Origin of the sequence: Collinsella sp. AM38-1BH, assembly GCF_003467545.1 — a bacterium.
Taxonomy (GTDB): domain Bacteria; phylum Actinomycetota; class Coriobacteriia; order Coriobacteriales; family Coriobacteriaceae; genus Collinsella.
This window is the reverse complement of record NZ_QSHC01000002.1, coordinates 86216-111636: the sequence shown is the minus strand read 5'-3', so window position 1 is coordinate 111636 and position 25421 is coordinate 86216. Positions and strand designations below refer to the sequence as shown.

The following is a 25421-nucleotide window of genomic DNA, read 5'->3' as shown; positions in this document are numbered from 1 at the left end:
GCCGCAACTGCCCATATCAGGTTTCATCCACTCGTTTTTCATTTGAGTTGCGGTGAGATAAGGATTGGTTTTGGCTTCTATCAGGCAAAACAGTCCGTATTTCACCGCAAGTTAGAAATAGAAAGGTAATTCGCAATGAAGATCGCTCTGATCAATGAGAACTCTCAGAACTCCAAGAACCCTATGATCGAGGCTGCCCTTAAGAAGGTTGTCGAGCCCATGGGGCACACCGTCTTTAACTATGGCATGTATGCCGACGCCGATTCCAAGCCCCTCACCTACGTGCAGAACGGCATCCTTGCCGCCGTGCTGCTGAACTCCGGCGCTGCCGACTACGTCGTGACCGGCTGCGGCACCGGCGAGGGCGCCATGCTCGCCTGTAACTCCTTCCCCGGCGTGCTGTGCGGCCACGTTGCCGACCCGCTCGACGCCTACACCTTTGCCCAGGTCAACGATGGCAACGCCGTTGCCATGCCCTTCGCCCTCAAGAACGGCTGGGGCCAGGAGCTCAATCTTGAGTACACCTTCGAGAAGCTCTTTGGCTTTGGTTCGGGCAACGGCTATCCTGCCGAGCGCGTTGAGCCCGAGCAGCGCAACAAGAAGATCCTCGACGGCGTGCGCGCTGTGACCATGCGTCCGCTCGTCGACGTCCTGGGCGAGATCGATCAGGACCTGGTGAAGGGCGCACTTGCCGGCGAGCACTTCCAGGAGTACTTCTTTGCCAACGCCACCGACGAGGCCATCATCGCCAAGGTCAAGGAGCTCCTGGGGCTCTAATCGCACGACTCATTGCGGCTAACGCAAGCGGCGGTCGTCCCACGTACGGGACGACCGCCGCTTTTTGCTATCTACCGACTGACGCCGCGGGGATAGGCCTCACATGCACCAAGGGGTTGACTAGAGCTCGCAGGCAATCTTGTAGCCGTCGCCGATGGCGTCGCGGATGTTGCCGCACTTGTTGGCATCACCCAACACGTGGGTGGTAACGCCGGCTGCAGCAAGGTCGTCGGCCAACTTGGTATTGGGACGATAGCCCATGGCAAGCACCAGCGTATCGGCACCGGTGATGGTGTGGACCTCGCCGTCCTTTTCGTAACTGATGGTGTCCTCTGTGATCTCGGTCACCTTGGCCTCGGTCAGCACGTGGACGCCCTTGGAGAGCATGCGCGTGATGAGCACCGCGCGACCGGCGCCACCCTCGTTGGCGGCGAGCGTCTTGGTCATCTCGATAACGGTGACATCGCGGTTGGCCGGCGAGAGGTCATTGACCAGCGGGGCCAGGTAATCTGCCGTCTCGCAGCCGACGGTGCCGCCGCCCACGACGACGATCTTCTTACCCGGGAAAGCCTTGCCACCCAGCAGGTCGTCGGCCGTCATAACCTGCTTAAAGCCCTTCATAAAGGCCGGAGCGATGGGCTCGGCGCCATTAGTCAGGACGACCTCGTAACCCGCGTAGTCACGCTGAATGTCCTCGGCAGTAAGCTCGGTGCCAAATACGCACTTCACGCCGGCCTCGGCCAGGCGACGGTACTGATACTTGATCACGCGGGTGAGCTCCTGCTTTGCCGGCGGAACGGCTGCGATGCGCATCTCGCCGCCCGGCTCATCCTGCTTATCCACGAGCACCACGTTGTGGCCGCGCTTGGCGGCAATGTAGGCTGCCTCCATGCCCGCAGGACCAGCGCCCACAACGAGCACGTTCTTGGCCTCGGCGGCAGGCTCGTAGCCGGCCTCGTCGCGCTCCACGTCCGGGTTGACGGTGCAGGAGATGCGCTTGCCAAACATAATGCCGTTCAGGCAGCGCAGGCAGCCAATGCAGGGACGGATATCATCGGCGTTGCCGGCAGCGGCTTTGTTGCAGAACTCGGCATCGCACAGATTGGCGCGGCCCATCATGCATATGTCGGCAGCGCCGTCCTCGATCAGCTCCTCGGCGATCCAGGCCTCGTTGATACGTCCGACGGTGGCGACGGGAATGTTGACGTGCTTTTTGATCTCGCGCGAGCAGGCGGCATGCGAGGCCTGCTGGGTACCGGCGGCGGGAATTGCGGAGCCGCGCTTGATGGTGGTGCCGCCCGACACATGAATCATGTCGACGCCGGCCTTCTCCAGGCGACGCGAGACGTAGATCATGTCGTTGAGGGTCAGACCGCCATCGGTGTACTCATCGCCCGAGATGCGGACGTCGATGATAAAGTCCTTGCCGCAGCGCTCGCGAATCTCGGCGATGACCTCGAGCAAAAAGCGCATGCGGGCGTCGAGCGAGCCGCCGTACTCATCGGTACGCTTGTTATAGAGCGGGGTCAAGAAACCGCCGAGCATGCCGTGGGCGTGCGCCGCATGGACCTCGATGCCATCGACACCGGCCTTCTGCATACGCACGGCAGCGTCGCCAAACTGATGCGTGAGCTCGTGAATCTCGTCGACCGTGATGGGACGCGGTGCCTCACGGGCATAGGACGGTCCCACGAAGGACGGAGCGATCAGGCGCGGCGTGCCCGGAATGTTAAAGGCCATGTAGGCGGGGTGAAAGAGCTGCGGCATGATCTTGCAGCCATACTCATGCACGGCGGCGGCGAGCTTTTCCCAGCCAGGGATAAACGTGTCGTCGTAGCAGCACATGTCACCCGGCAGATAGGTATAGGTGGGCTCGACCGTCACGACCTCGGTAATGATGAGGCCCACGCCGCCCTTGGCGCGGGCACGGTAATGATCGACCAAGTCGTCGGTCACATAGCCATGATCGGCCAGGTTGGTGGACACCGGCGGCATAAAGACGCGGTTCTTGACCTCGGTCGTACCGACCTTGATCGGACTAAAGAGCATCGGGTAGGCGGAGGACTCCATACAGGGTTCCTTTCATTTGAGCCGCTCGGCGGCAGTTGCTGACGTACCTATCGTACCAGCAACCGCGCAGCACCCGACCGTGCGCGTTCCTCCAGCCTCTGCTCAACCCCAAAAAGTTGCGGTGAAATACGGAGCAATCGAGGCTTTTGACAGCCAAAACAGTCCGTATTTCACCGCAACTGATGGGTGGGATGGAGTTAGAGGCCCAGATAGGTAGTCATGCCTTCGACGGCGAGCTTGGCGCCGGCTACGGCGTGAACAACCGTCAGCGGGCCGTTGACCACGTCGCCGGCGGCAAAGACGCCAGGCACGGTGGTCATGCCGCGCTCGTCGACCGAAAGAAGGCCGCGATGGTCGGTCTCCAGACCGCCCGTCGTAAGCACAAGCTTGTCCTTGGGCACCTGCGAAGCCGCAATCACAACTGTGTCGGCAGACGCATGGTCGAGCTCTTCCTCGTAGCCCACCACATTGTTGTCCTCGTCAAAGATAGCCGTCTCGAACACCGGACCGTTATCATCGATGGCGCAGATCGCCTTGCCGCGCACAATCTCGGCACCGTCAAGCTCGGTCAGCTCGACCTCGTCGTCGATGGCCGAGATATGGCGCGAGCGTGCATACACAGTGACCTTGCGAGCACCCGAACGCAGCGCCGTGCGGGCAACATCCATGGCCACATTGCCGGCGCCGATAACCGCCACGTTCTGCCCGATTGCCACGCTCGTGGGATCGACCAGATAATCGATACCAAACAGCACGTTGCCGCGCGACTCGCCGGGAATACCCAGCTTTCGAGCTCGCCAGGTACCAGTACCGACAAAGACCGCATCGTAGCCGTCGCGCAGCAGGTCGTCGATATGCAGCGCGCCACCGATGGTGGTCGAGGGGCGCACGCGCACGCCAAGCGAGCACATCACGTGGCGATACTTTTGCACGAGCGCACGGGGCAGGCGGAACTCGGGGATACCGTACTCCAGCACACCGCCGATCTCGGGCCGCTGCTCAAATACCGTGACGGCACAGCCCAGCTGGGCCATCTTAATGGCCACGGTAATACCAGCGGGACCGGAACCGACCACAGCAATCTGTTTACCGCACGACGGTGCGGGCTTCCACTCCTTACGATCCAAATATGCCGTGGAGATATAGTTCTCGATGCTCGAGAAATGCACCGGCGCGCCCTTGCGGCCCTGGATGCACGCGCCCTCGCACTGGCCCGAATGGTTGCAAACCATGGAGCAGACCGCGCTCATGGGATTGTTCTGGAACAGTAGCTCGCCCGCCTCTTCTAGACGACGCTGTTTGAACAGGTCAATGACCTGTGGAATAGTCGTCTGAACCGGGCAGCCCTTAATCTGGCAGAACGCCCTTTTACAACCCAGGCAACGATTCGCCTCTTCGACAATGTGGATAGCCACGCAACTCCCCTTTTTAATGCAATCCAATGGGGCGACGATAAAGACCCTTCACCGCCGCCCCCATACAGGTAATCTCAATCTGCCGACACGGCAAAAGCCAATGCTATAACTCGCGATGCGAAGCCTCGCAGCGAGCGGACATGTGCTCGAGTGTCGCCAGGCAGTCAGCCGCCGTCGCCGGCACGCTGTTCTCGACCACGCAGGGAATCCCAGGGCAGGCGGCAGCCGCCCAGGCCACCACGGGCTCAAAGTCATATCGTCCCGTCTCGCCCACGCCATGACACACCAGGCGCGAACCCGTACCGTCGCACCAACCGGCTTCATCCTCGTTATCAACGACCTCAAAATCCTTGGCGTGCAGCGCGCGGATCTTACTGCCGCATAAGTAGAGCATGCGCGCGGTGATTTCCTGCGCTTCGTCAACAACACTGGGGTGCAGCAGTGATACCGGGTCATAGATCACGCCGAGCGACGGACTCGAGACGCGCTCTAGCACCTCACGGCAGCGATCCGGCGTGTTGACCGTTTCGTTCCAACCAGGCTCGATCAAAATTTGCCCACCCACGGCCTCGGCCCGATCGCAGACGTGTGCAAGCCCGTCTGCAAACGCATCGAGTGCCTCATCGGTCATGCGGTCGTCAGCAACGCGGTTCTGTGCATTGGGGCGACCGGTCTCGGTGCCAACCGGGCATCCGCCGAGCATCTGGGCAAAGTTCAAGCATGCCTCGTACTCGGCAAAGTTATCCATGAGCTGTTGGCGATCGGGCGTCGCCAGATTCTTATAACAGCCGAGCACGGTGACCGAAACGCCCGCCTCGTCGAGCACCGCACGCAAATGGTCGGCAAGCTCGTGGGTCAGGCCGCCTCGATCGATCCCCATCGATGCGTAGAGCACCTTGCTCGGCAGTTGAATGCACGAAAAGCCCAGCTCTCCCGCCATGCGAATGCGTTCCTCGACGGTCCCCTGCGGAAGGTCGTGCAAACGTACGCCCGGAGTAATAGCCCCCACGTTATTCACATCCCTTATGAGCGTTGATGCCCGGGGTGTATCCGCCAAACGGGTCCTCGATGGAGCACACGCCCGAGGGGGCGAGCGGATCGCGCTTACCGGCCAGCTTGTCGTGATGCATGGTCTCGATATAGGCAAGCACCAGCGGCGCCACACCCTTTGCATCATTTTTGACCACGGGCTCGCTCATGTAGTAATCAAACGTGCCCTCGCGGTGCGCGGTGTTGCCCAGGCCCGCAACCAGGCAGATGTTGTCGAGCGCCAGCTGCCCGTCATACTCGGACAGGCAGGTCTCGCAGATGCCGTCGAAGGCGCGACGGCCGTACTGGTAGTAACGCTCGCCCAGCACGCCCAGACGCACGCCCTTCATGATGGCGTTGGCAAAGATGGCGCTGCCCGACTCCTCCAGGTAGTTGGGGGCGATATTGGGCAGGTTGATGACCTGGTGCCACATGCCGGTCTTCTCGTCCTGATACGGCAGCATGGCGTCGATCAGATCGTGGAACATCTTGCGGATCTCGTCCTTCTCGGCCGACATCGAAGGCGGCATAAGCTCCCAGGTGTCGATGAGCGCCATGGCAAACCAGCCCTCGGCGCGCAGCCAGAAGTTAGCCGAAAGGCCGGTGACCGGGTCGCACCAGAACTGTTTGCGGCTCGCGTCGTAAGCGTGATAGTACAGACCGTTGAGGGGGTTGCGCATCAGGTCATGCACGACCTGGAACATATGGAAGCTGTCCGAGCAGGCACGACGGTTGTGGAAGCTCAGCTCATACTGCATGTAAAACGGCTGCGCCATATACATGCCGTCGAGCCAGATCTGGTTGGGGTAGACGGCCTTGTGCCAAAACACGCCCTCTTTGGTACGCGGCTGGGTTTCGAGCTGACGATAGATGGTATCCATGGCGGCGCGATACTTGGGCTTGCCCACCAGGTCATAGAGCTTGTAGAGGGTCTTGCCCGCATTGACGTTATCGAGGTTGTACTCCTGCGGGTTGTAATGCTTGATGGTGCCGTCGTCCTGGACAAAGAAATCGATATAGTCGTCGGCAAAGGTCAGGTAGCGCTGCTCACCCGTGATCTCGTACAGTTCGATGAGCGCCTTGATCATGCAGCCGTCAATATAGTTCCAGGTGTTCTCCTTGCCGGCGCGAATCTTTTCGATATTCCAAGCCGGCGCCTGCGGCGTAGAGGTTTCGATCAACTGCTCGATATAACGGTCCAGGATTTGATTGCAACCCATTGCTGTCCCCTCTGACATAAACGATAGGTGAACGTTACCCCTAGTGTAACGCGAACGAGGAATATAGGGTGAACGTTAACCCTATATTCCTCGCGAACGGCAGACTTTTAGCGGCAAACGGCGGTGAGACCCGCGGCGATGCGATGCGCCAGGCGCTCATAGCCAGCCGGGCTGTAGTGCAGACCGTCCGGCATATAGAGCTCGCGGTGCTCCGGCAAAAACGGGCTGATACCGCTTTGCGCATACAGGTCAATCACCGGAACGGAGTAGCGGTCACAGACCTCGAGCATCGCTCGCACGTAGGCGACCTGCGTCAGGCCCAGGTGGTTGAGCTCGTCGCTTGCCGGGATATCCTTCTCGTGCTTACCGCTCGTCTTGCACGGCGTCATAAACACGAGCTTTGCCCGAGGCGAGCGTGCCGTGATGGTGCGGACCAGATAGTCGAGTGCACCATAGAACTCATGCACGTCCGTGCTGCCCAGCTCTCCAAGCGGCACGTTGCGGCTAAAGTCGTTGATGCCGCCAAAGACAACATAGACATCGGCCGCATCGTCGATGCCGTCCAAGCGCTCGACAAATGAATCGGTACGGTCGGCCTTGATGGCGATACGCGAACCCTTGATGCCAAAGTTCTCGACGACTGCACCTCCCAGCAACGCGCCCAGATGCGAAGTCCAAGAGATGTCGTTGCCGCCTGCGCCGCATCCGTTATCCCCCCATGTGGTCGAATCGCCAAAGCAGCAAATGGTCGATTCACTCAAGTTCTTCGTTTCCATAATCTTCTCCTCATCCGCCCATTGGCGGCCATACAGGTACGTACCGTTTATTTGCAGCATGCCGAGGGGCTATGCACGGTCGCATTTCGCAACGTGCGAATCGAGCCATTCGATATCCTCGACAAGATGTGCCACGCCCAGATGGTGTCCACCCGGACACACCTCGTGCCGCAGAGCATCTCTGCGGCCCAGCAACTTGTAGGCATCGCGCACGATCTTGAGCTGTTCATCGACATTTTTCAGCCCGCGCGAACCGTTCAGATGATCCTCTTCGCAGCTCTGCACCAACAGCGGGCGTGGCGCAATAAGCGAGGCAATATCGCCCATGTCGAGCAAGCGCCAAAGTCCGGGTGTGTAGTTGCAGCTGCAATTGCCGTTGAGGTGCAGCAGCGAATCATCGACACCGTACAGATAGCCCGAGACAAACGCCTTGCGCACACGCGGGTCGAGTGCGGCCAGGTACAACGTCATGTAGCCGCCACCCGAAAAACCAAAGCAACCCAGGTCATCCATGGCAATATCGCCGCGCGCCTCTAGGTAATCGATCAGACGCATGTTGTCCCAGACGTTGAGGCCCGCAACCGTAAGGCCCAGTGGCTCGGCCATGCGCGCCTGGTTTAGGCACGTGCCGCGCAGAAAGCTGTTCTCGCCATCGCCCTGACCCTTCCAGTCACGACGGTATCCCCAACCGCGTGCGTCGGGGCAGACGGTCACGTAACCCATACGCGCCAAACGTAGACCGTAGTCGTAATTGAACTTACGCACAGCATCATCGACCGCCGGCACGCCCGTCACGCCCGCAACACTTGCGGCGCCTGCTCCCTGATGGCCATGCGGGCAGATATAGCAACACTTGCGGCCGCGCGCATCGAGCTTAGGCGACTGCGGCTCGAGCAGGTAGAACGGCATCCAAACGTCGCGCTCCACCTGCAGCATCGCATGGGTGCGCACGATACCGCCGGCAATCTGCACCCGATCGAGTTCGCGCGCCTCAATCGACACGCGATCCATAATCGATAAGCCCAACAGGTCAAACAGCCGAACCCTCGTCGCAACCTGCCATGTCTCAAAGTCTTCGGGCGTCGTGCCCTTAAATGCGGCGGAGCGACCCTCACGCTTAAGGCGCTCACGAAATGCCAGTTCGTCTTCGTAATAGGTGTCGATATGCACCGTGCGACCGTTATCGGAAAGACTGTCGGTCTCCGCAGCGTCGCCCGGGCCACCTTCGGGGTCCCAGCCGTCCGCACCGGAAAGCACCTGTTCGCGGGCGTATCGGGTAGTGGCTGTCGCATCGAGCTCGTGCGCCCATGGCGCCCAGTTTTCGGCATCACTCGCCGGGCCATGTAGGCTTGCACCAGCGTAGTGCGCCCTCTCGTGCGCCGCCGGCTTAGCCCAATCCCACCAACCTTCGCGCTTGATATGCTGTCCCAGCCAGCAATCGATCAGCACGGTCTGGGCCCACTCACGCCAAGGACGACCCAAATAGACCGAATCCGGTGCCACGTCTTGCGCGGCTGTAAACGAGCAGCCGTGGAACACGAAGCCATATGGCTCTCCCTCGGGCGTCGATGCCGCCGTCACGTAACCGTTCACGTCCATATTGCGGTTGAGCGAGCGGATCTCGCACCCCTCAAAATAGGCACACGCGCCACCAAAGATAAAGTCGACGTCGCCCTCAATCCGGCAGCGTCGAAAATACTGACGGCCCACCCGACGCGGCGCAAACTGCTTGGGCCCAATGAATCCGCCCGGTTTGACTTCGCGCGGGGGCAACGGGCCCAAAAACAGCGTGTCCTGGCGCCCCGTAATGCAACAGGCGTCGACTACCAAACGGTCGCCGTCGGCGTACAGGGCAATCGCCTGCCCCACCTCGCGACCGTCGCCGGCATCGTTGACGATTGTGAGGTTCTCGAGCCGCACGTCGTCGGCATCGACCAAAACGGTATAGGTCCTAAAGGTGCCTAGCTTTCCGTCAATGCCCGATCCGTCCCCCGAGGGCATCTTGGCGCCCAGGCTGCCCACGATACGCACGCTGTCAGCCGTCTCGCCCACCAGCGTCACATACGGTCGATGAATCTCGACCCGTTCGCGGTACTCACCCGGCTCGATATGGATTGTCACCGGTCGTCCGTCATTCGGACAGGATTCATCAATTGCCTCCAAGGCCTTAGAGATACTGTGATATGCCCCCGCACGCTCGGGTGAAACCTCAAATAATCGTCTCTCACTCATCATCAGTCACCGCGTCCTCCCGTCGCAGACCGTCTACGTCGCAGTTTCGGCATATTAAAAGTGCGCGCAATGGGTCGGGAAGGCCCTGCCCATCGCGCGTCGCGACATGCCGAATTCGATTGTTTAAGAGCAAACGCCTACGCGCGGATAACCTTGTCGACGTTCTGGAGCTGCAGCTCCTCGCCGTCCTGGCCCTCAATAACCACATTTTGCAGGTCGAGTACCTTGACGTTTTGCGCGATGATGCCCTGGCGCACCATCGGCTCCACACCACAGGCCATGGCCGGCACAAAGGGCTCGGCATCGTCGGCAAAGGTAACGTGAACGTCTTGGAACGTCAGACGTGTCACCTTGCTCTCGGGCAGACCCGTGATATAGGCCGCGGCAGCATGGCAGTTGGTGGCCTCGATATCGCAAAACGTCGTGGCACCAAAGCCGGGCGTGCGGTCGTCGACGGGCAGTGCCTCGCGAGACTGCACGTAGTCGGTCTTGCCGTCCTTGTCGCAGAAGTAGAACGAGTTGACCACGAAGGGCGTAAGCACCTCGTCCATACGAATGTGCTCGAAGGTGATGCCCTCGTTAACGGCGTCCTTGCCGCGACCGCGGCGGGTCTTGACGCGCAGGCCGCGGTCGGTGCGCTCGAACAGGCACTTGCTCACGGTGAGGTCCTTGATGCCGCCGGCGGCCTCGGACCCCAAGACCACGGCGCCGTGGCCATCGTGCATGTAGCAGTGCGAGATCAGCACGTCGTGCGTAGCGGGGCGAAGCTCGGGGTCAATGCCCAGCTTGCCGCTCTTGACGGCGATGCAGTCGTCGCCCACCGAGAACTGGCAGCCCAAGATGCGGACAAAGCCGCAGCTCTCGGGATCGAAGCCGTCGGTGTTGTGGGAGTTCTTGGGGCCCTCGATGGACAGGCAGAGCGCATCGACGTGCTCGCACAGGATGGGATGGATATTCCACGCCGGGCTGTTGCGCACGGTGAAGCCAGCCAAGCTCACGTTCTCACACTCGGACAGGAAGATCATGCGCGGGCGGGAGACCTCGCGGCCCTCCTCGGGGCGAAAGATGTTCTTAAAGTCCTTGTTCCACCAGTTGTCCTCGGCAAAATCGGTCTGGCCGTCGATGGCACCACGACCATAGATGCACACGTCGTGCACGCCCAGACCCGTAAAGGTAGAACAGTAGGTCGAGAAGCTCTCGCCCTCCCAGCGGCCCAGGGGCAGCATATCGGTACCGGCATAACCGGCACCCTCGTTGCCCGTGACCGTGCCCGGAATGTAGGCAAGCGCGGCACGATCGTGGCGGGCCAGCAGCACCGCCCCCTCGGCGAGCTCGATGTTGATATTGCTCTTAAGGAAGAGGGACTTGATGCGATAACTACCGGCGGGGATCAGCACGCGCCCGCCCTTGGGGCAGGCCATGATGGCAGCCTGGATGTTGGTGGTGTCGTCGTGCTCGGCATCGCCCTTGGCGCCACAGTCGCGAACGTTGATGGTAAAGGGCTCAGCCGGCGTGGTGACACCTACGCTCAGCTCGCGCTCGCCACAAACAAAACGAACCAGGTTGCGCTTGCCGGGGGTCAGGCCGTCGACATAGGTCTCGACCGTATTCGTGGTACCGGCGGGCTCATCGTTGACAAAGATCTCCCACGTATCGGCACAGGTAAAGTAGCCGCCGTCGTCAAGCTCGATAACCGCCGCGCGCGCGTTGCGCCAGATAACGTTCGTCTCCATGGGTTTCTCCCTCAAAAAGATGCTCTAAAGGCAAATTGTACGCTGTTGAAAAAGGGCCGTGCCTGCCGGCGGAATTCCGGTGGCACGGCCCTGTGATTTGGACGATATGTCGGCCTTACTCGGCAGGAGTTACGCTACCGTCCTGGAAGCCAACGTTGTTGTGAGCAAAGCAGTCCTCGTACTTAAAGCCGGAGAGCTCCTCGCAAAGCGCCTTGACCTCGGGCTTGACGTCGGCCATCTTGCCACCCTCCTTGACTCGGTGAATCTCGTCGCAAAGGACGTCGCACTGCTCCTTGTCGATCTTGATGCCGCGGGCAAGGACGGCCGCAAGCAGGAAGAAGCCGGCGCAGCCGATGATCATGTAGCCGCAGATATACAGAGGCACGGTAGCGGGCTGAGTCACGGCGTCGCTATTGCCGGCGGTCTGAATGAAGCCGGAGGCAGCAAGGACGATAGCCCACACGTTGACGGCGATAGCCTGGGCGATCTGCTGGCAGAGCTGCTGCGCGGAGCTGTAGATGCCCTCGCGACGGCGCAGAGTGATGAGCTCATCGACATCGGGGATATAGTTGAGCAGAACATCGGGCAGGTACTGGAAGCCGACGTAGAAGAACTTCCAGATGGCGAAGATGATGGGGTAGGCGATCATGGCGATGGCGACCGTGGAGGTGCCGTTGATCTGACCAAAGGCGAAGTAGTTGTAGGCAATGATGCACGCAGCGCAACCAACATTTGCGAGGTACCAAGACTTGTGGAAGCCCTTCTTGGCCATGAGGGCGACCCAGATGGCGGTGCAGACGATAGCGACGACCTTGCCAGGCATCTCCATCACGGACTCGTAGGACTTAGGAATCTGTAGGCAGTAGACGATGAAGAAGGACAGGCAGGCAGACCAGCAGGCAGCAGCGAGCTTCGTGGAGACCTGTGCATACAGGACCTTGCGGAAGGACTTGTTGCGGAAGGTGGAGATAACGTCCACAAAGAACTTCTTGATGCCCTCGCCGACGCTCTCGATCTTCTCCTGAGCGACCTCCTCGGGGGTGTGCTCCCACGTGGACAGGTACACGCAGAGCAGCGAGATTGCCATAACCGAAGCGTTGACCGTAGCGATGATGAAGTAGCTGAACGGGTTGGTCTCGCCGAAGGTGCCAAAGCCGAAGCCCACAAGTGCAGCCATCAGGAAGCCGGCGGCGTTACCAAAGAGGTGCTTGTAGCCGGTGAGGTACGTACGCTCCTTGAAGTCATCGGTCATCTCGATGGTAAGCGGCGACAGGTTGGCGGTGCAGAACGTGTACGCGACGTTGTAGATCAGGTACAACACAAAGTAGTACGGGAAACCAAACGGCGTAGCCACAAAGATGAGCGGCTCGGCGACCATCATCGGGATAGCCAGCAAGATCCAGAAACGGCGGCGGCCAAAGATGCGGCCGATCTTGGTAGCGTAGAAGTTATCGGCCACAAAGCCCATGAGCGGGCACAGAATGGCGTTGAGATAGATGGCGAACGAGCTGATCAGCGCAGCCTCGCCTGCGGACAGACCGCACTCCGTGGACAGGAACAGCACCATGTAGCTGTGCGTAAAGCTCAGGGCACCGGAGTTGAGCATGCCGCCCATACCAAAGCCCAAGCGCGTCCAAAATGTGATCTTGCGCTTTTTACCGATCTTGTTAGTCATCGAGCTCCCTCTCTTTTCTCGATTGTCTTGTAACAAGACATTGGAGTCCATACCGATGTCTGTCTGCATATCGCCCACTCGTAGGGTGAACGTTTAGCTAGATTATGCGCGATTGCATATGATAGGTGAACGTTCACTTGTATATTATCCTTGAACGGTCGTTTTTTGCCGTTAAACGGATATCTGACTTGAAAAAAATCACGATTACATGGGTATTGAGTGGGTTTAAATTTGAGGTCGATTAGGTGAACGTTTATTGTTTTCGCCGCTCCCGTACCCTCAGGAAGACACGCCCGAACAGACAGAACAAACATGGCCCCGCCGGGAACACTCCCGACGGGGCCATGGTCAATAGCGCCCTATGCGAACCCATTTACCGCTACAGGCAGACGCCATCCTTCCAAATGCTGATCTCGTGGCAACCGCGACGCTCGGCACTCGTAAGCTTGCCGCTCGCCGTGTCCAGCACCATCTGATACAGGTCGTCGGCAGCCTCATCGAGTGTGCGCTCGCCCGTAGCCACCACGCCGGCGTTAAAGTCCATCCAGTTGGCCTTGTGGTCGCACAGACGCTGGTTGGTGAACACCTTGAGCGTAGGCGCCGGTGCGCCGAACGGCGTGCCGCGGCCGGTCGAGAACAGGATTACGTGGCAGCCGGCAGCCGTCAGGGCCGTGGTGGATACCATGTCGTTACCCGGGCCGCACAGCATGTTCAGGCCATGCTTGGTAGCCTGACCGGCATACGGCAGCACGTCGACGATGGGGGCAGATCCGCCCTTTTGCACGCAGCCGCAGCTCTTGTCCTCGAGCGTGGTAATGCCGCCGTCCTTGTTGCCGGGGCTCGGGTTCTCATAGACGACCTCGCCGTGGCTGATAAAGTAGTCCTTAAAGCCGTTGAGCATGTCGGCAGCTGCGTTAAAGACGTCCTGGCTCTCACAGCGATCGAGCAGAATGCTCTCCGCGCCAAACATCTCGGGAACCTCGGTGAGCACCGACGTGCCGCCGCGGGCGACAACCATATCGCTCACGCGACCGATCGTGGGGTTGGCGGTAATGCCCGAAAGACCGTCAGAGCCGCCGCACTTAAGGCCAATGACCAGCTCGGAGGCAGGAATGGGCTCACGCTTGGCCTGCTTGGCCAGGTCGGCAAGCTCGGACAGAATCTTGTGGCCCTCGACCTGCTCGTCGGCTACATCTTGGCAGGCGAGGAATCGAACGCGCTCGCGATCGAAGTCACCGAGCTCGTCGAGTACCTGCTGGTGCGTGCAGTTTTCGCAACCGAGGGACAGGAACAGCACACCCGCAGCGTTTGCGTGACGCGAGAGCGCCACCAGCAGACGGCGCGTCTGGGCATGGTCGGCACCGGTCTGCGAGCAGCCAAAGGGATGCGGGAAGTAGTAAACGCCCTCCAGCGAGCCCTCGACCAGATCCTGAGCCTGCTCGCACATGGCACGTGCGACCTCGTTGACGCAGCCGACCGTGGGGATGATCCACAGCTCGTTGCGCGTGGCGGCGCGGCCGTCAGCGCGGCGGAAACCCATAAAGGTCTCGGGCTCAACCGGCTCAACGACCGGATGCGTCGGGTTGTAAGCGTACTCGACCTCGCCCGAAAGGTTGGTCTTGACGTTATGCGTATGAAGCCACTGACCGGGCTGGATGTCGCCCGTCACGTGGCCGATAGGAAGACCGTACTTGACGACGTCCTCCCCCGCCGTAATGGCGCGCACGGCCATCTTGTGGCCCTGCGGAATATCCTCCGCGGCAACGACCTCGCCCACCCCGGGAACCGCGACGGCGGTGCCCTTGGCAAGCGGCGACAGCGCGACGATCACGTTGTCGGCCGGATTGATCTGGATAGTATTCATTACAAAGAGTCCTAACCCTACAGGTTGAGCAGAAGTCAGCGGGCGCCCGTCAGTTGCCCGGCGGGCGCACAGAAGGATTTAGGCCTGGGCGTTGGCAAATGCCTGCTTGGCGCCCTCGGCGCGCACAACGGCAAGCGCGTTGACGACAAACTCCTCAAGGCCGGCGATCTGCGTAAGGTCCTCGCCCCACATCTGCTCGTTGCTGAGCACATCGTGCACCAGCTCGGCATCGTCTGCACCGGCGTGGGCGGCGTAGAAATCGAGCACGAAGGCATCGTCCTGAGCGGTGTACTCGGTGCCGTCGGCGCGGCGCAGGTGCAGGCCGTCACCCTCGCGAGCAACGAGCTCCTGCGTATAGAAGGCAATGAGCGTAGCGAGGCTCGTCGCCAGGCACTTGGGCAGGCTGCCGGTCTCGGCAACATAGTCCTTGAGCGTGGGCAGGTCGCGAGCACGCCATTTGGCGGTTGAGTTGAGGCAAATGGAGAGCAGCGCGTGGTCGATAAACGGGTTGTCGAAGCGGTTCTCGACGGCGGCGGCAAAGGCCTTGCAGTCCTCGACATCCAGATCGGCGGCAAGCGTCGGGATGACCTCGTCGTAGAGCATGGTGTTCATGAAGCCACGGACGGTCTCGTCGTGCATGCAATCGCGCACGATGTCAAAGCCGGCAACCCAGGAGCCCGGAACAAAGGCAGTGTGGGCGCCGTTGAGGATGCGGACCTTGCGCTTCTTGTACGGGGTGACATCGGGGGTCACAAAGACGCCCGGCAGGCCGGCCTTCACGAAGGGAAGCTTCTCGGCAAGTGACTCGTCGCCCTGGATACCCCACATCTGGAAGGGCTCGCGCACGGCCAGGAAGGGATCCTCGTAGCCCAGGCGCTCGGCCACGGCAGCGGCCTCCTTGGGGTCGCGGATGCGGCCGGGGACGATAGTGTCGACGAGCGTGGTGCAGACGGTGCAGTCGTTGGCCATCCACTGCGAGAACTCGTCCTCCCAGCCCCAGTCGCTCACGTACTGGTTCATGATGCGCAGCAGCTCCTCGCCGTTGTGATCGATGAGTTCGCAGGCGAGCACGATGACGCCCGGCTTGCCGGCGGCCCAGCGGGTGTGGAGCACCTGGGCAAGCTTAGCGGGGAAGCTCGCGGGCGGCATGTCGTCGGCCTTGCAGGACGGATCGTAGGCAATGCCAGCCTCGGTGGTGTTGGAGACGATAATCTCCAAATCGTCGGAGACGGCGACCTCCATCATGGCGCGGTAGTCGTCCTCACGATACGGATTGAGGCAGCGGCTGCAGGCGCTGATCACGCGGGACTCGTCGACCGTGTTGCCGCTCTCCTTGCCGCGCACCAGCACGGTGTACAGGTCATCCTGAGCGTTAATGCCGTCGGCAAAGCCAAAGGCACCGCTGATGGGCTGGACCATGACAACCTTGCCGTTCCAGCCGGTTGCCTCGTTGCCCATGTCAAAGAAGCGGTCGACGAAGGCGCGCAGGAAATTGCCCTCGCCAAACTGCAGAACCTTCTCGGGCGCGTCCTTGGGCAGCAGGTAGCCCTTGTAGCCGATCTTCTCGAGCGTCTCGTAGCTGATGTTCTCCATCGATGTCTCTCCTTAGATTGCTGTTAGCGTGCAGGCAAAACGGGGGCGCCGCGTGTGGCAACGGCGCTCCCGAGTTCGGTGTGATTCGATGCGGGTTTAGGCCTCGACGGCATCCAGGTCAAAGCCAAAGTAGCGGACCGCGTTGTTGTAGCTGATGTCGCGCACGATGGCTCCCAGCAGCTCCATGTCGGCGGGGTACTTGCCCTGCTCGACCCACTCGCCGATCACGCCGCACAGCACGCGACGGAAGTACTCGTGACGCGGGTAGGACAGGAAGGAGCGGGAATCGGTAAGCATGCCCACAAAGTTGCCCAGCACGCCCTCGTTAGCCAGAGCCGTAAGCTGCTCGCGCATACCGATCTCGTTGTCGTTGAACCACCAGGCAGAGCCGTTCTGGATCTTGCCGGCGGTCGGAGCCTCCTGGAAGCAGCCCATCACGGTATCGATCATGGTGTTGTCGATGGGGTTCAGGCTGTACAGGATGGTCTTGGGCAGACCCGTGGACTCCTGGATGGAGTTGAGGAAATCGGCCAGCTGGTCGGACGGCGTGTAGTTGGAGATGCAGTCGTAGCCGGTGTCGGGACCGAGCTTGGCGAACATAGCGCGGTTGTTGTCACGCTTGCAGCCAAAGTGCAGCTGCATGGCCCAGCCAAGGCGGACATACTCGCCGGCGACGAACTGCATAAAGGCCGTCTTGTACTTGAGGACCTCGTCCTCGGTAAGCGGCTCGGCGGCAAGGCCCTTGGCAAAGATAGTCTCGATCTCGTCGGCGGTAGCCGGAACGTACATAACGTAGTCGAGCGCGTGGTCGGAAGCGCGGCAGCCCAGCTCGTGGGCAACGTCGTAGCGCTTGGAGATGGCAGCCTTCATGCCCTCGAAGTCGCTGATCTCAACGCCAGCAACCTCGGAGAGATGCTTGCAGTAGTCGGCGAACTCCTGGCCACGCTCGATGCGCAGGGCGGCATCGGGGCGCATGGCGGGAACGACCTGAACGTCAAAACTGTCGTCGGCGGCAATCTTCTTGTGCCACTCAAAGCTGTCGGCGGGGTCGTCGGTAGTGCAGATCATGCGGACGTTGGACTGCTTGATCAGGTTGCGGCAGGTAAAGCTGGCCTCAGCGAGCTTGGCGTTGGCAAGGTCCCAGACCTCCTGAGCGGTTTTGCCGTTCAGGACGCCCTTGTAGCCAAAGTAACGCTTAAGCTCCAGGTGGCTCCACTCAAAGACGGGGCTGCCCACACAACGGCCCAGGGTCTCGGCCCACTTCTGGAACTTCTCGCGAGCAGGGGCATCGCCGGTAATGAAGCGCTCGTCGACGCCGTTGGCACGCATCAGGCGCCACTTGTAGTGGTCACCGCCCAGCCAAACCTCGGTGATGTTCTCAAAACGCTTGTCGTCCCAGATCTCCTTGGGAGAAATGTGGCAGTGGTAGTCAACGATGGGCATGCCCTCGGCAAAGTTGTGGAACAGCTCCTCACCGGTTTTGGTGCTCAGCAGGAAATCCTGATCGTCCATGAAGTTTTTCATCAAACAACCCCTTTGTTGGCGGAGCGGGCGCACGATGCGCTCGTTATCCTCTAGGTGAACGTTCACTATACTAATTCATTGCGACTTAAAAGGTGAACGTTCACCTAACCACCATGGGGTGAACGGTCGATTTTGTCCGTTCAACGGTTGTTGGAGCCGTGACACGCATGCATTGCGGATGGACTAACGTCCCCGAACACCGAACCTGGGCGTTTTTGCTCAGGTGGGTCATGTCTCGGCGTACATTTTTGGGAATATTCAGCATCGGGGCGTACTGCGCACCGTCCTCGACGCCCTATTTGATGCGCATATCGCGCCCGATCGGCATAAAAAAGTGCCTCCGATGGCGATTTACGCCATCGGAGGCACTTAAAACAGTCGTTCTGAGCCTCTTTCGGAACACGCCATTGCTGAATACTCCAAAAAATGCACGTCGCAAGAGGGGGTACCTGACCAAACGGCTAAATTCCCGCAAGCTCGCAGTAGCGGTCGACGTTGCTGGCAAACACCATCTCCACAGCACCCTTCTGCACGGGCTCCGCCGGAGTTTTACCCCACAGCAAATACTCGCCCAAGGTCTTGGCACCACGGTAGGCCAAGCTCACCGGGTCCTTATAGACGATATTGGTAAAAATGCCACGGCGTAAGGCCAGGGCGCTCTCGGGGAACAGGTCGTTGCCGATCACCATGACCTTGCCGGCCTTGCCGCTCGAAACAAGCGCGTCAGCGACCACCTCGGAACCAACGGCAAAAACGCTACAGATGAGCTCGGGAGCATCCGGCGCACTCAAGCGCTGCTCAAGCTCGCGCTCGAGCTGTTTGACTTGCGCATGGGCACCGGCAAGGTCCTCAACCCGCCATGGAATATCGTGCTCGCGCAGGTAATTATGAAAGGCGCGGGCGGTCAGATAGTGCGAGTCGGTATAAGGGTCGCCCGCCAACAGGAGCACGCGGGCGTCAGCCCCAGAAGCGTGGACCAGGTTAGCCGCCTGCTCTGCCATAAGACTGCCCGCCGCGGAATAGTCCGCCAGACTGGCACCCAGGCGATCGAGGTGCGGTCGGTCGCCGTCGACGAGCTCGATCGCCACACCCGCCTCGGCAATCTGCCTCAAGAGTTCGGTTGCGCGGTCATCGCCCGGAACATAGGCAAGCAGACCGTCAATCTTCTCGCCTACCTGCAGACGCTCATCAATCTGCTCGAGCGCATCGGCGTAGCCGCCCACGCCAAATTCTACGCGCTCAACCGTAATGCCCTGATCGATGACCTCCTGCTCAAAGCGGTTGCAGCCTTCCCAAAGGTAACGGAAAAAGTACGCCCCCTCGCGCGATGCGCGGGGCAGGCAAAACACCAGGTTGATATCCTTGCGCCGCAGGCTTGAGGCACTTGTGTTGCGATGGTAGCCCATGGCCTCGGCCTTGGCATTCACCTTGGCACGCACGGATTCGCTCACGCCGGCCTTGCCCGTCAAGGCCTTATGCACGGTATTGATGGAAACGCCAAGCTCGGCGGCTATGTCCTTCATGGTTACGCGAGCGCTCATGGGGTTACTCCGTTATAGATAAGTTGCCAATTAACAGTACAGGTAACGATACCCCAAAATCACTCTTCAACTCGCCGCGCTCTCCCCCAAATGTGCAAAGCGCCCCGCGAACGGATGCTCGCGGGGCGCTTGGGTGCCTGGACCTTTATTTGATACCGCGGCCCAAGTCTTCGGCGATTTTGTCTACGCCCTTAAGTGCGGCGCAGGTCTTTTTGTTGGAGCAATGTCCTGTGCAAACGCCACCTTGAGCGCAGTCGGCGCAGGTGCCCTTGCGATAAATGCGCACGCACACGGCGACAAACGCAATGCCGATAACAGCCAGTACAACAATATCGATAGGTGCCATAGCAAGCCTCCTCTAGTTAACCACCACTTACTTTACCCCATTCTCCACCTGCCAAAAAGGGACAGGTATATTTTGGTCGGTTTTATCTGCGGAAACGCCACATCTCCCTCACCAAAAAGCCCGAGTGTCGCTGGGACACCCGGGCTCGTGGAAAGGGGCTAATCCTTATTCGGACTTAAGCGGAAACTGCGGCGGAAGCAGTGTTGGTCTCGTCCTCGTCGGTCCATGCATGCTTGGGCATGGGACGGAAGATCTGGAAGAGCATCGCAACCAGCAGCACGATGGCTACAATCGTCCAAATACCAAACTGGCCCAACACAAACAGGTTGTAGAACTGGTTGATGAACAGGCCGATCACCCAAGCGAAGGCGCACTCATAGCCGATGGCAATCGCGGTCCACTTGCCGGAGTCCATCTGGTTGCGGATAGTGCCCATGGCGGCAAAGCACGGAGCGCACAGCAGGTTGAAGGCACCAAAGGCCACGCAAGCACCCATGGTGGGGAACATGCCCGCAAACGCGGTCCACAGGCTCGGGTCGGTCTCGCCAGCATCGGCGACGGAGAGCAGCGAGCCGGCGGTAGCGACGACATTCTCCTTAGCCACGAGGCCAGAGACAGTCAGCGCGGTGGCCTGCCAGGTGCTAAAGCCGAGCGGGGCGAAGATCCAAGCGACCAGGTTGCCGAGCATGGCGAGCACGGAGTAATCCATGAACTCCTCGGGGATGCCGTCCATCGCAGGCAGGAAGCCAAAGGAACCGTTATAGCTGCCAAAGTTGGAGAGGAACCAAACGACGACGGTGGACGCGAAGATGACCGTACCGGCCTTCTTGATAAAGGCCCAGCAGCGCTCCCACACGTGCAGCGCCCAAGAACGGATCGCCGGGAAGTGGTAGGCAGGAAGCTCCATAACAAACGGCGTCGGGCGACCGGCGAAGAGCTTGGTCTTCTTGAGCATGAGGCCCGAAGCAATGACGGCAAAGACGCCCAGGAAGTAGAAAAGCGGGCTGATCCACGCGGCGGTGGTGGAAGAATCGCCGATGATGGAACCCATGAGCAGGGCAATGATCGGCAGCTTAGCGCCACAGGGAATAAACGTGGTGGTCATGACCGTCATACGGCGGTCCTTCTCGTTCTCGATGGTCTTGGTGGCCATGACGCCGGGGACGCCGCAGCCAGAAGAGACGAGCATCGGGATGAACGACTTACCGGACAGGCCAAAGCGGCGGAACACGCGGTCCATGATAAAGGCGACGCGGGCCATGTAGCCGCAGTCCTCCAGGAACGACAGCATCACAAAGAGCAGGAACATCTGGGGCACAAAACCAAAGATGGCGCCCAGGCCGCCGACGATGCCGTCGCAGACCAGCGAATCGACCAGGCCACCATCCTCGGTGCCACCCGCCACAAGGGCGTCGTGCACCACGGTGGTGATACCCGGAACATAGGGGCCGTACTGTGCCGGGTCGACCGAGTCGGCGGCGTCACCCGCAGCCTCGACAGCTGCGTCGTAGGCGTCGCGGCCCTGGCCGAGCACATACCAGCCGTCGGTGCCAAAGAGCTGGTCGTTGGTGAAGTCGGTCACCGTGCCGCCCAAGGTAGAGACGGCAATGTAGTACACGCAGAACATGATGACCACAAAGATCGGCAGGCCCAAGATACGGTTGGTAACCACACGGTCGATCTTCTCGGAGGTGCTCATCTTGGCCGGAGCCTTGGTGAGGCACTCGTCGATGATGTGGGCAATCACGCCGTAGCGCTCGCCGGTAATGATGGACTCGGCGTCGTCGTCGCAATCCTGCTCGCACTGGGCGACCAGCTGCTCGACGCGAGCGGCCTTCTCCTTAGTGAGGTTGATGAGCTTGCAGGCGTCCGCGTCGCGCTCGAACAGCTTGACGGCGTAGTAGCGACGCTTGTTGGCGGGAACGCTCGCCGGCAGATTGTTCTCGATGTGGTCCAGAACGTCCTCAATGGAGGAATCGAACTTGTGCTCCGGCACCTGGCCCTTGGAAGCAGCGGACTTTTTGACCTGCTCGAATAGCTCCGTGATGCCCTTGTTCTTAAGAGCGGAGATCATCATGACCGGGCAGCCGAGCTTCTTGGAGAGCTTGTCCGTGTCGATCTTGTCGCCGTTCTTCTCGACCAAGTCGGCCATGTTGAGGGCAACGACCACGGGCAGGCCGGTCTCGATAACCTGAAGCGCCAGGTACAGGTTGCGCTCGAGGTTGGTAGCGTCGACCACCTGGACGACGACATCAGGCTCGCCGCTCATGAGGTAATCGCGCGAGCACTGCTCCTCGGGGCTGTAGGGGGAAAGCGAGTAGATGCCAGGGAGGTCCGTGATGGTAACGTTCTTGTCGCTCAGGAGCTTGGCTTCCTTTTTCTCAACCGTGACGCCGGGCCAGTTGCCAACGTAGCCGTTGGCGCCGGTGATCAGGTTGAAAAGCGTGGTCTTGCCGCAGTTGGGGTTACCCGCCAGCGCGACATGGATCTGAGAATCCGCCATTCAATCCTTCTTCCTTGTGTGCCTGCGCTGCTTTCTCCGCGCGGGCTGGATAATGTGCTTCAACGTTGCAAGTTTAAGTTAGAAAAACCTAACTTTATCTGCAGAAATATGTGCCGCCGGCCCTTACTGGACCTCGACGACGGCAGCCTCCTCCTTGCGGATGGAGAGCTCGTAGCCGCGCACGTTGATCTCGACCGGATCTCCGAGCGGTGCAACCTTTACGACCTTGAACGAAGTGCCCTTGATGAGCCCCAGGTCCATAAGGTGACGGCGAAGTGCGCCCTCGCCGTGAAGTTTGACGATGGTAGAGCTCTCGCCCACCTTAACGTCACCCAACGTCTTCATATTCTTTTCCCCCTTTCAGCTTTTATGGAATGCTGCGAACTAACCGACAGTCATGATGTGCATGGCGACCTTGGAATCGATACCAAAGCGCGCGCCGAGCACGGTGACGATGATATTGGCGCCACTCGAGCTCACCACGTGAACCTCGTTGCCCTCGACAAAGCCGAGGTCCTTAAGGTGGTGCTTCATGTCCTCATTGCCCTTTACACGAGACACGCGCACGGTTTCGCCCGCCTTTACCATCGAAAGCGGCATAGCCGGCATCTGCGGTCCGCAAGACATGAGTGAGCTCCTAACATCGGTTCGTCCTCAACATCGACATGGCAAAAGTTAGCCACGTCTATGTTCGCTTTAGTAAACTAGCACGTGGTTAACTTTTTTGGAAGGGTCCCCATTCAGTTTTCGAAAAAGTTTCCTATACGAAACAAAAGAGGCACCGCAAAGACCATCTCTTTGCGGTGCCTTGTCATACCAATTTATGCAACAAAGGGGCCTGTCCCCTTGTCACATTGTTGAGGTTAGAGCGAGAGGTTTCTGATCGATGTGACGCAGGAGGCCTCATCCACGCCCGAAACGCGGAACACGATGTCTTCGCCACATTCGCCGTAGAGAGCCATGAGCCCCATCACATCGCGGCCGTCGGTATGGCGATCGCCGATGCTGACCGATACGTCGCTACGATGCTTGGCAATAATGTCATAGAGCAGCGCAACCGGGCGGGCATGCAATCCCAACGGATCTTTAATCGTCTTTGTAAACTCGACCATGTCCCCTCCCGCGGCATCGCACATTCGGCCGGCAAACCCAGCCACGTGGTAGTTATTGTACGTTACCGGCGCACCCCCGTCCCACAAAAAACGAGGGAAGGCACACGTCCTTCCCTCGTTACAGGCAATAGGTAGCCGCTCGCCTACATCAGGCGCAGGCTGACGTCCTTGAGCTGGGCGCCGGAAACGGCACTCGGAGCACCCGACATGAGGTCGGAGCCGCTGGCCGTCTTGGGGAACGCCATGACGTCGCGGATGGAGTCGGAACCGGTGAGCAGCATGCACACGCGGTCCAGACCCAGAGCGAAACCGCCCATCGGGGGCGCACCAAACTTGAGGGCCTCCATGAGGAAGCCAAACTGCGACTCGGCGCGCTCCTCGGTAAAGCCCAGGAGCTTGAGCATGGACATCTGCATCTCGGCGTTGTGGATACGCATACCGCCGCCGCCGGCCTCAAAGCCGTCCATGACAAAGTCGTAGGTGCACGAACCGGCTGCCAACGGATCGGCCTCGATCTTGGCGATGTCGGTCTCGGTCGGCAGGGTGAAGGGCTGGTGCTCGGCAGCGTAAGCCTTACGGTCCTCGTCCCAGTGGAACAGCGGGAAGTTGACGACCCACAGGAAGTCGTGGCCCTCGCGCTTGATCTCGAGCGCGTTAGCCATGTGGGAACGCATGCCGCCCAGGATCTCGTCGGAGAGCAGGCGCGGGCCGGCGGCGAACATCACAAGGTCGCCGGGCTCGACGTCCATGCGCTCGCGCAGGGCGGCCATCTCCTCGTCCGAGAAGAACTTGACGATGGGGCTGTTGATGGAGCCGTCCTCGCGGAATGCGATCCAGGCCAGGCCCTTGGCGCCAAACGTGGAAGCCACGCCGGCAAGCTTATCGATCTTGGCGCGAGCCCAGGCACCGGCGCCCTTGGCGTTGATGGCCTTGACGACAGAGCCCTCCTCGTTCGCGGCAGTCGCAAAGACCTTGAACTTGGAGTTGGCGAAGATGTCGGTCAGGTCGACCAGGTGCATGCCATAGCGGGTATCGGGCTTGTCGGAGCCATAGGTGTCCATGGCCTCCCAGTAGTTCATGCGACGCAGCGGCGTGGGCATCTCGACACCCATGCGGCCGAAGGCATCGGCAAGAACCTCTTCGAGCGCGCTCATAACGTCGTTCTGGTCCACGAAGGACATCTCGATATCGACCTGGGTGAACTCGGGCTGACGGTCGGCACGCAAGTCCTCGTCGCGGAAGCACTTGGCAACCTGATAGTAGCGCTCGACACCACCGACCATAAGCAGCTGCTTCAGGAGCTGCGGGGACTGCGGCAGGGCGTAGAAGTTGCCCGGCTGGATGCGGCTGGGGACGATGAAGTCGCGGGCGCCCTCGGGCGTGGACTTGAACAGGGAAGGCGTCTCGACCTCCATGAACTCACGGTTGTGCAGCGCCTCGCGAATGGCAAAGGTAAAGTCGGAGCGCAGCTTGAGGTTGGCCATCATCTCGGGACGACGAAGGTCCAGATAGCGATAGCGCAGACGGGTGTCCTCGCTGGTCTCGATGCCGTCCTCGATCTGGAACGGCGGGGTGACGGACGTGTTGAGCACCTCGGCGTGGTCGGTCAGGACCTCGATCTCGCCGGTCGCGAGCTTGGTGTTGGTGGTCTCCTCGCCACGGGAGCGCACGACGCCGTGGATCTTGATGGGCCACTCGGGACGCATGGTCTCGGCGATCTTAAAGGCGTCGCCGTCGGAGTGCTCGGGGTCGAAGGTGAGCTGCGTGATGCCCTCGCGGTCACGAAGGTCGCAGAAGATAAGGCCGCCGTGGTCGCGGCGACGGCTCACCCAACCGGTGAGGGTGACCTCTTCGCCCACGTTCTCGCGGCGAAGCTCACCGCAAGTACGGGTGTGCATGGAATGCTCGTCGATGGGACGGGTCTGGCTCATACCAGTGATCCTCCTTTATGGATCTGTGCCGCCCCGTGTCGTTCCGGGCGGCGTCGTACAGATTTACCCGGCCTGCGTAA

At 60.2% G+C, this 25421-nt stretch carries 19 protein-coding genes; 1 reads left to right on the top strand and 18 read right to left on the bottom strand.

Features of this window, described 5'->3' with window-relative positions:
• The first annotated feature begins 135 nt into the window (after window positions 1–135).
• Window positions 136–777 (top strand): RpiB/LacA/LacB family sugar-phosphate isomerase, encoded by a 642-nt coding sequence (locus tag DW870_RS01760; protein WP_117563655.1) that lies wholly within the window; start codon window positions 136–138, stop codon window positions 775–777.
• A 120-nt stretch (window positions 778–897) separates the two neighbouring features.
• Here DW870_RS01760 and DW870_RS01755 read toward each other — a convergent pair whose 3' ends face one another.
• The 18 genes from DW870_RS01755 to aspS all read right to left on the bottom strand — a co-directional run bounded on the left by DW870_RS01755 (window position 898) and on the right by aspS (window position 25341).
• A complete protein-coding gene (locus tag DW870_RS01755; RefSeq protein WP_117848123.1) occupies window positions 898–2847 on the bottom strand; it encodes an FAD-dependent oxidoreductase in 1950 nt (649 codons plus the stop codon).
• Window positions 2848–3044: 197 nt separating this feature from the next.
• Window positions 3045–4262: an FAD-dependent oxidoreductase gene (locus tag DW870_RS01750; protein ID WP_117848124.1), complete on the bottom strand. Its 1218-nt coding sequence runs from the start codon at window positions 4260–4262 to the stop codon at window positions 3045–3047.
• A 103-nt stretch (window positions 4263–4365) separates the two neighbouring features.
• Window positions 4366–5271 (bottom strand): sugar phosphate isomerase/epimerase, encoded by a 906-nt coding sequence (locus DW870_RS01745; protein ID WP_147332620.1) that lies wholly within the window; start codon window positions 5269–5271, stop codon window positions 4366–4368.
• Between the two features lies 1 nt (window position 5272).
• On the bottom strand, window positions 5273–6511 hold the full coding sequence (locus DW870_RS01740; protein ID WP_195543847.1) for a glycoside hydrolase family 105 protein: 1239 nt from the start codon (window positions 6509–6511) through the stop codon (window positions 5273–5275).
• Between the two features lie 107 nt (window positions 6512–6618).
• A complete protein-coding gene (locus DW870_RS01735; protein ID WP_233506169.1) occupies window positions 6619–7287 on the bottom strand; it encodes an SGNH/GDSL hydrolase family protein in 669 nt (222 codons plus the stop codon).
• A gap of 69 nt (window positions 7288–7356) precedes the next feature.
• A complete protein-coding gene (locus DW870_RS09360) occupies window positions 7357–9519 on the bottom strand; it encodes a pectinesterase family protein (RefSeq protein ID WP_233506170.1) in 2163 nt (720 codons plus the stop codon).
• A gap of 137 nt (window positions 9520–9656) precedes the next feature.
• Window positions 9657–11252, bottom strand: a complete 1596-nt coding sequence (locus DW870_RS01720) for a glycoside hydrolase family 28 protein (RefSeq protein ID WP_117848129.1) — start codon at window positions 11250–11252, stop codon at window positions 9657–9659.
• A gap of 115 nt (window positions 11253–11367) precedes the next feature.
• The gene (locus DW870_RS01715; protein ID WP_158565176.1) at window positions 11368–12927 is read right to left on the bottom strand and encodes an MFS transporter; all 1560 of its coding nucleotides are present in this window, start codon (window positions 12925–12927) and stop codon (window positions 11368–11370) included.
• A 379-nt stretch (window positions 12928–13306) separates the two neighbouring features.
• Window positions 13307–14791: a UxaA family hydrolase gene (locus DW870_RS01710; RefSeq protein ID WP_117876731.1), complete on the bottom strand. Its 1485-nt coding sequence runs from the start codon at window positions 14789–14791 to the stop codon at window positions 13307–13309.
• Between the two features lie 78 nt (window positions 14792–14869).
• Window positions 14870–16384 (bottom strand): tagaturonate reductase, encoded by a 1515-nt coding sequence (locus DW870_RS01705; protein ID WP_117876729.1) that lies wholly within the window; start codon window positions 16382–16384, stop codon window positions 14870–14872.
• A gap of 96 nt (window positions 16385–16480) precedes the next feature.
• Window positions 16481–17908: a glucuronate isomerase gene (gene uxaC / locus DW870_RS01700; protein ID WP_117876727.1), complete on the bottom strand. Its 1428-nt coding sequence runs from the start codon at window positions 17906–17908 to the stop codon at window positions 16481–16483.
• A gap of 461 nt (window positions 17909–18369) precedes the next feature.
• Window positions 18370–19449 carry a LacI family DNA-binding transcriptional regulator gene (locus tag DW870_RS01695; protein WP_117563666.1) on the bottom strand — a complete coding sequence of 360 codons (1080 nt, stop codon included), beginning with the start codon at window positions 19447–19449 and terminating at the stop codon, window positions 18370–18372.
• Between the two features lie 145 nt (window positions 19450–19594).
• A complete protein-coding gene (locus DW870_RS01690) occupies window positions 19595–19795 on the bottom strand; it encodes a hypothetical protein (protein ID WP_035136858.1) in 201 nt (66 codons plus the stop codon).
• A gap of 175 nt (window positions 19796–19970) precedes the next feature.
• On the bottom strand, window positions 19971–22298 hold the full coding sequence (locus DW870_RS01685; RefSeq protein ID WP_117876725.1) for a ferrous iron transporter B: 2328 nt from the start codon (window positions 22296–22298) through the stop codon (window positions 19971–19973).
• Window positions 22299–22421: 123 nt separating this feature from the next.
• A complete protein-coding gene (locus tag DW870_RS01680; RefSeq protein ID WP_006234774.1) occupies window positions 22422–22643 on the bottom strand; it encodes a FeoA family protein in 222 nt (73 codons plus the stop codon).
• A 39-nt stretch (window positions 22644–22682) separates the two neighbouring features.
• Entirely contained in the window at window positions 22683–22925 is a 243-nt protein-coding gene (locus tag DW870_RS01675) for a FeoA family protein (protein ID WP_233547374.1), read from the bottom strand.
• Between the two features lie 236 nt (window positions 22926–23161).
• Window positions 23162–23410 carry an HPr family phosphocarrier protein gene (locus DW870_RS01670; RefSeq protein ID WP_035136856.1) on the bottom strand — a complete coding sequence of 83 codons (249 nt, stop codon included), beginning with the start codon at window positions 23408–23410 and terminating at the stop codon, window positions 23162–23164.
• A 143-nt stretch (window positions 23411–23553) separates the two neighbouring features.
• Window positions 23554–25341, bottom strand: a complete 1788-nt coding sequence (gene aspS, locus DW870_RS01665) for an aspartate--tRNA ligase (RefSeq protein ID WP_117876723.1) — start codon at window positions 25339–25341, stop codon at window positions 23554–23556.
• Between the last annotated feature and the right edge of the window lie 80 nt (window positions 25342–25421).

Bases quoted from the DNA above. Each gene is read 5' to 3' on its own strand.
- DW870_RS01760 (WP_117563655.1), top strand. From the start codon at position 136: ATGAAGATCGCTCTGATCAATGAGAACTCTCAGAACTCCAAGAACCCT.
- DW870_RS01755 (WP_117848123.1), bottom strand. From the start codon at position 2,847: ATGGAGTCCTCCGCCTACCCGATGCTCTTTAGTCCGATCAAGGTCGGT.
- DW870_RS01740 (WP_195543847.1), bottom strand. From the start codon at position 6,511: ATGGGTTGCAATCAAATCCTGGACCGTTATATCGAGCAGTTGATCGAA.
- DW870_RS01735 (WP_233506169.1), bottom strand. From the start codon at position 7,287: ATGGAAACGAAGAACTTGAGTGAATCGACCATTTGCTGCTTTGGCGAT.
- DW870_RS09360 (WP_233506170.1), bottom strand. From the start codon at position 9,519: ATGAGTGAGAGACGATTATTTGAGGTTTCACCCGAGCGTGCGGGGGCA.
- DW870_RS01720 (WP_117848129.1), bottom strand. From the start codon at position 11,252: ATGGAGACGAACGTTATCTGGCGCAACGCGCGCGCGGCGGTTATCGAG.
- DW870_RS01715 (WP_158565176.1), bottom strand. From the start codon at position 12,927: ATGACTAACAAGATCGGTAAAAAGCGCAAGATCACATTTTGGACGCGC.
- DW870_RS01710 (WP_117876731.1), bottom strand. From the start codon at position 14,791: ATGAATACTATCCAGATCAATCCGGCCGACAACGTGATCGTCGCGCTG.
- DW870_RS01705 (WP_117876729.1), bottom strand. From the start codon at position 16,384: ATGGAGAACATCAGCTACGAGACGCTCGAGAAGATCGGCTACAAGGGC.
- uxaC (WP_117876727.1), bottom strand. From the start codon at position 17,908: ATGAAAAACTTCATGGACGATCAGGATTTCCTGCTGAGCACCAAAACC.
- DW870_RS01695 (WP_117563666.1), bottom strand. From the start codon at position 19,449: ATGAGCGCTCGCGTAACCATGAAGGACATAGCCGCCGAGCTTGGCGTT.
- DW870_RS01690 (WP_035136858.1), bottom strand. From the start codon at position 19,795: ATGGCACCTATCGATATTGTTGTACTGGCTGTTATCGGCATTGCGTTT.
- DW870_RS01685 (WP_117876725.1), bottom strand. From the start codon at position 22,298: ATGGCGGATTCTCAGATCCATGTCGCGCTGGCGGGTAACCCCAACTGC.
- DW870_RS01680 (WP_006234774.1), bottom strand. From the start codon at position 22,643: ATGAAGACGTTGGGTGACGTTAAGGTGGGCGAGAGCTCTACCATCGTC.
- DW870_RS01675 (WP_233547374.1), bottom strand. From the start codon at position 22,925: ATGTCTTGCGGACCGCAGATGCCGGCTATGCCGCTTTCGATGGTAAAG.
- DW870_RS01670 (WP_035136856.1), bottom strand. From the start codon at position 23,410: ATGGTCGAGTTTACAAAGACGATTAAAGATCCGTTGGGATTGCATGCC.
- aspS (WP_117876723.1), bottom strand. From the start codon at position 25,341: ATGAGCCAGACCCGTCCCATCGACGAGCATTCCATGCACACCCGTACT.